The sequence below is a fragment of the Pararcticibacter amylolyticus genome (assembly GCF_003130405.1).
GTDB classification, from domain to species: domain Bacteria; phylum Bacteroidota; class Bacteroidia; order Sphingobacteriales; family Sphingobacteriaceae; genus Arcticibacter; species Arcticibacter amylolyticus.
Window position 1 is genome coordinate 97,363 of the sequence record NZ_QEAS01000013.1, and the last position, 1,793, is coordinate 99,155.

The window sequence follows — 1,793 nt, forward strand, 5'->3', positions numbered from 1 at the left end:
AAATCCACATACTGCTGATAAACTTCCTGCATGCAGGCTTTTCCATATTTCAACAGTTGTTCATCCTGTACCCCGTTTTTATTGTCTTTCCGATAGATGATACTATTTCCCATGGTGTCAAAACTTATGATCTGTGCAGGGCTAACGAATCCAAAACCGTGATCCCAGTTAAAGAAAGCAAACCCGGGAACGAAAGGGTTAAGAAGATCTTTGCTCCAGGGATAACCTGAAGATGGTATATTGAGTTGATTCAGCAGCACAGCCGCTATATCGTTCTGGCTTCCGGGCTTGTTAATCACTGTTCCTCTATATTCCGGCTTGATTACATCACCATAGAAGATAAGGGGAATCCGGTAACGCTGAGGATCGTAGACTTCGAGGTCGGTTCGCGGCAGATAATGTCCGTGGTCAGCCACCATAATGAAGAGTGTGTTCTTATACCATTCCTGTTTTTTGGCCTGTTCTATAAACGCCCCCAGACAGGAATCTGCATAATAAGCGGTACTCCTGAATTTATTCTCCGTATCTTCCCCTTTAAATCTGGAAGCGACCGGAAGTTCAAAGGGCTCATGGTTTGTGAGCGTGAGAATGGTCGCAAAGAATGGTTTCCTTTCCTTATTCAGTTCGGCCACTGTCTTATTATATACCGGGCCATCATAGGCTCCCCACTTTGAACTCATATCCTTCTGCGCAAAATCTGCCTTATCTATGATCTTGCCATAATTATGACTTAAAAGATACGACCGCATGTTAAAGAACCGGCTCTCTCCTCCATAAAAGAAAGAAGTAGCATATCCGTGTGCCCTGAACGATTGCGACAAAGCGGGGATTCTTATCTGTTTGCTGTTTTCTTTCATGATACTGCGGCCGCCCTGAGCAGGAAAGGCACTCAGTACTGCAACTACACCCTTATCTGTACGGCCACCTGAAGCATAAATATTATTAAAGAAAAGGCCATCTTTTATAAGCCCTTCCATAGCTGGGTTGATTCCCTTCTCCCCGCCCAGGCTCTCCACCACGTTGCCTGTGAAGCTTTCCATGATAATCACGACCACATTTGGCCTCGGGTTGGTCAGAATTACAGGTGCGTCGCCGGAAGGGTGAGCATATAAGTCTCTCACTATCCCCTTTGCCTCATCAGGCTTATAATATTTAAAAGGATTTTTAAGATTGTATTTATTATTCAGAACATCGTGGATGAGGCTCCATTCTGTATTGACTGCTGCATAATTTAACAAAGGTTTAGACGAGTAGTAGGCCATGCTTTCATTCATCGGCGATAGCTGCCAGCCGCCGCGGATAGCCAGAAAATTGACCCCCAGGAGTAAAAGAGCTACAGGAAGCTTCAGATACCATTTCTGCTGCTTATTAAAGCTGTAACAGATGAGCCTTGAGGCCAGAAACACTCCGGCTCCGCTCAGGGCAAAAAATACCAGGAATGAGAGGAATACCGGGGACGACTCGCTGCTGGCAAACGCTTCCGCAGGGGATCCAAAAGCAAATTCCAGGGCACGGTAGTTCACTTTTGTTCCCCATTCCCGGTAGATATTGAAATTCACTACCGTGAGAAAAGAGGAGATAACAATAAGGGTCCAGGTATAGATCTTCAGGGCTAAAGCGGGGATATTGATTTCAGCCACCCATGCAATCATAACCACAAGCAGGGGTAATGCGCAAATGTAACCGGCCATAGAAGTATCCATCCACAGCCCGTAAAGAAAAGCCTTACTTCGTTCGGAAATGCTGGTGTCCTTTAAATTGCCTGTGTTATAAACAATGAAGACGAGCCGTTC

Annotated in this window: 1 protein-coding gene; it reads right to left on the bottom strand. The window is 45.5% G+C overall.

Annotated elements, in window-relative coordinates:
• Positions 1-1,793 (bottom strand): LTA synthase family protein (locus DDR33_RS16145; protein WP_158280773.1); only part of this gene is annotated, 1,793 nt, incomplete at both ends.